This is a genomic window from Sneathiella sp., assembly GCF_029233945.1.
Lineage (GTDB): Bacteria > Pseudomonadota > Alphaproteobacteria > Sneathiellales > Sneathiellaceae > Sneathiella.
In genome coordinates this window covers 30,147-34,033 of record NZ_JARGOQ010000040.1, presented here as the reverse complement: position 1 = coordinate 34,033, position 3,887 = coordinate 30,147, and the positions used below count along the sequence as shown (strand labels likewise).

Annotated in this window: 4 protein-coding genes; 3 read left to right on the top strand and 1 reads right to left on the bottom strand. The window is 56.9% G+C overall.

What is annotated here, in order from left to right; translation table 11 throughout:
* Positions 1–76: 76 nt before the first annotated feature.
* A complete protein-coding gene (locus P1U71_RS13040) occupies positions 77–400 on the bottom strand; it encodes a helix-turn-helix transcriptional regulator (protein WP_301106048.1) in 324 nt (107 codons plus the stop codon).
* Between the two features lie 154 nt (positions 401–554).
* On the opposite strand from P1U71_RS13040, the gene P1U71_RS13035 reads away from it, so the two are divergent.
* The 3 genes from P1U71_RS13035 to P1U71_RS13025 all read left to right on the top strand — a co-directional run.
* Positions 555–758 (top strand): DUF2892 domain-containing protein, encoded by a 204-nt coding sequence (locus P1U71_RS13035; RefSeq protein WP_301106047.1) that lies wholly within the window; start codon positions 555–557, stop codon positions 756–758.
* 72 nt (positions 759–830) lie between these two features.
* Complete coding sequence (locus tag P1U71_RS13030; protein ID WP_301106046.1) at positions 831–1,844, top strand: efflux RND transporter periplasmic adaptor subunit; 1,014 nt, start codon at positions 831–833, stop codon at positions 1,842–1,844.
* Positions 1,841–3,887 (top strand): efflux RND transporter permease subunit (locus tag P1U71_RS13025; protein WP_301106045.1); only part of this gene is annotated, 2,047 nt, incomplete at its 3' end. The genes P1U71_RS13030 and P1U71_RS13025, both read left to right, overlap by 4 nt.

Here is a 3,887-nt window from a genome sequence, read left to right as displayed (position 1 = left end):
GATCACGTCCTGAACAAAGGGTCCATCACAGAACAAACGAATGCTGTCACCACGCCCATAGGATCGCTGCGTAACGTCAATCATCTACGTCATCGCAACATAATTGCTCATCCGGCGGCGATGGCTCGCAAAAGGAAGAGTGGAGCGCTTCGACGACGGCGAACACTTCATGGGAAGCAATTCTATAGTGAACCGTCGTTCCCTCACGGCGCGATTTGACAAGCCCGTCCGATCTCAGCCGTATGAGTTGCTGTGACATTGGCACCTGCTCGATCCCAAGCTCCTGACGCAACTTGGCAACCGACTTCTCCCCTTCCACCAAAGCACAAAGCACGAGAAGGCGCTGGGGGTGCGATAGGCTACGCATCAGCTTGGCCGCTGCTTCCGCAGATGCAATCATATTTTTTACATTCATAATCTTGAATTTATAATATTTGAATGTTATATGCAAGAGGGATAGAGAAAAAAGACATGCCAATACGAAGGTTTCGATCTCTCAGCATGATCGAGGCCTGCGGATGTGGAACATAATTAAATAGAAAGAGGAGATAAAAATGACAATTGATCGCGCCGTCATGATGTTCGCGGGGTTTATGATTCTCGCTTCCTTGGCACTCGGCTACTACATTTCACCTTGGTGGTTTCTTCTAACAGCCTTTGTCGGCGTGAACCTCATCCAGGCTTCGGTTACGGGTTTCTGTCCGGCAGCCATGGTGTTCAAGAGTCTTGGATGCAAGACTGGGGTCGCGTTCAAGTAGACCGTACACTTCTCCGTTTTATAACTTAAGGCGCGATTTCGCGCGATGCTGCCTATGAAAGGTACGCCTTCCATGCTTCGGTCATCTTTCCGATTTCTACAAGCCACCCTCGTTATATCGTTGCTTTTTGCCGCTCACGGTGCGCGGGCGGCCGAATTTACCGTCAAGGCCGAGACGATTCCTGAAATGAAGGCCGTTTTTGGCCAGGTGGAAAGCCGCATCGTGATACCGGCGCGCGCGCGCATTGGCGGATCCATCCGCGAAATCCGCATTAGTCAGGGCGATGTCGTCAAGAAGGGCGAAGCCGTTGCCGTGGTGGTCGATGACAAGCTTGCGCTTCAACTCCAGGCCCTTGACGCCAGGATTGAAGCGCTCGACTCCCAACTGGTGTACGCGCGGACTGAGCTGGAACGATCGAAACAACTACGGGCGGCGGGCACGGGAACTCAAACACGGCTGGACCAAGCCAGAACGCAGTTCGAAGTTGCGAGCAAACAGGTCGCCGCAGCAAAGGCCGACAAGGCCGTTGTCGAGCAGAGCGCGCAGGAAGGCACGGTCTTCGCCCCGGCCGCTGGTCGGGTCCTCACGGTTCCGGTAACGCTTGGCTCCGTCATCCTTCCTGGCGAGGAAATCGCCCGCATCGCGCCAGGTCCCTACTACCTGCGTCTGTCGCTACCGGAACGGCACGCAGCGGAAATCGTAGAGGGGACCGAAGTTCTTGTCGGCGAACGGGGATTGGCGCAATCGCCCGATCAGACCGTCACTGTCCGTCCCGGGCGACTCGTCAAGATCTATCCCGAAATTATAAACGGGCGTGTAATCGCAGACGTCGAGGTCTCTGGAATCGGAGACTATTTCGTCAACGAACGCATGCTGGTGTCAATCCCGGTCGGCAAGCGCACCGTTCTCTCCGTTCCGCCTGAGGCGGTTCACACGCTGCACGGCGTTGATTATGTGCACGTCGCCACGCCCGATGGCAGCACGGACGTGGCTGTGATCCTGGGCGAACCCTTCGATGAAGACGGCGCAAAACGCATTGAGGTACTGACAGGCCTGCAAGACGGCGACCGGGTTATATTACCATGAAGCTTGGAATCGCCGGCAGCCTCACCCGTGCCTTCATCACGTCTCCGCTCACGCCACTGTTTTTATTGGCGGCGCTTGCGCTGGGTCTGATTGCACTCGTCACCCTGCCGCGCGAAGAGGAACCGCAGATCTCCGTGCCGATGGTCGATATCCATGTCAACGCGAACGGCCTGAAGGCGGAAGACGCTGTAAAGCTCGTCACCGAACCGCTTGAGACGATCATCAAGAGCATCGACGGCATCGAACATGTCTATTCCCAGACCGAGGACGATGGCACCCTTGTCACGGCGCGATTCGACGTTGGCACCAATGCGGATGTTGCTATCCTGAGAGTCCACGAGAAAATCCGCGCCAACATGGGTCGCATCCCGGTCGGCATTCCCGAGCCACTGATCGTCGGGCGCGGCATCAATGACGTGGCAATCGTCGTCGCCACATTGCGGCCAACGCCGGAAGCGGCCTCCCGCTGGACGGCGAACGGACTGACGCGGATCGCACATGAACTGCAGACCGAAGTCTCAAAGCTTCCGGATATTGGTCTCACCTATATCATTGGCGAACAGCCCGAAGAATTCCGGATCGAACCCGACCCGGAAAAGCTCTCGCTTTACGGGATCACATTGCAGCAACTTGCCGCAAAGATTGAAGGTGCCAACCGCTCGTTCCGTCTTGGCCTGATCCGCGATGAGGGCGGGCAACATGCCCTAATCGCGGGCCAAACCTTGCAGGAAATGTCACAGATCGGCAATCTCCTGCTCACCGCCCGCGATGGAAGGCCGGTCTATGTCCGCGACGTCGCAAAGGTAGTCCTTGCAACCGCACCGGCCGAGAACAGAGTGACGGATATTCGCAAGACAGATTCCGGGCTTGCCCGCGCACCTGCGGTCTCGCTGGCGATCGCCAAGCGTCCGGGTACCAACGCCGTCGTCATCGCCAATGATATCGTTAAGCGCCTGGAACAAGTGCGCGGCCAGATCTTCCCCGAGGACGTGGAGATGACCGTCACACGCAACTACGGAGAAACAGCAAATGAGAAGGCAAACGAACTGCTCTTCCATCTGGGGCTCGCAACAGTATCGATCGTCGTGCTGGTTGCCATCGCCATTGGTTGGCGCGCGGCGCTGGTGGTAGCGGTTGTTATCCCGACGACAATCCTGCTGACGCTGTTTGCCGCCCACCTTATGGGCTACACATTGAACCGTGTTAGCCTGTTTGCGTTAATCTTTTCCATAGGCATTCTGGTCGACGACGCCATCGTCGTGATTGAAAACATCGCCCGTCACTGGACGATGGATGACGACCGATCGCGTGCACAGGCAGCCATCGATGCGGTCTCCGAAGTTGGCAATCCTACGATCATTGCCACATTGACAGTGGTTGTCGCCCTTCTGCCCATGCTCTTCGTTTCCGGCATGATGGGCCCCTATATGAGTCCGATCCCGGCTGTTGCCTCCGCTGCGATGCTGTTTTCTTTCTTTGTCGCCGTCGTGCTGACGCCCTGGCTGATGCTCAAGATCGGCGGGGCTCACGCCATCGCGGCCCACGACCATTCGACGGCTGGCGGCGGTTTGCTCGGTCGGCTCTATGTTGCAACCGCCCGGCCAGTCCTCCGCACCCGTCAGCGTTCATGGATATTCCTTCTGATTGTCGGTTTCACCACCCTGGCGTCGCTCGGTCTTTTCTATACCAGAGATGTGACGGTCAAGCTTCTGCCCTTCGATAACAAGTCGGACCTTCAGGTCGTCCTCGACCTGCCGAAAGGTTCATCTGTCGAAGATACGAACCGCACACTCCAGATAATAGTCGACCGGCTGGCCGCCGTTCCCGAAATCGTCTCGTTCCAGACCTATGCTGGTACGGCCCTGCCCTTCGATTTTAATGGGTTGGTGCGTCATTATTATCTGCGCTCCAATCCCGAACAGGGACAGGTCGCGGTGAACCTGTCGCCCAAGGGCGAACGCGACCGCTCAAGCCATGCCATCGCGCTCGAAATGCGCCAACGTCTCAAGGATGCCGACGTACCGAAAGACGCTGTTCTCAAGG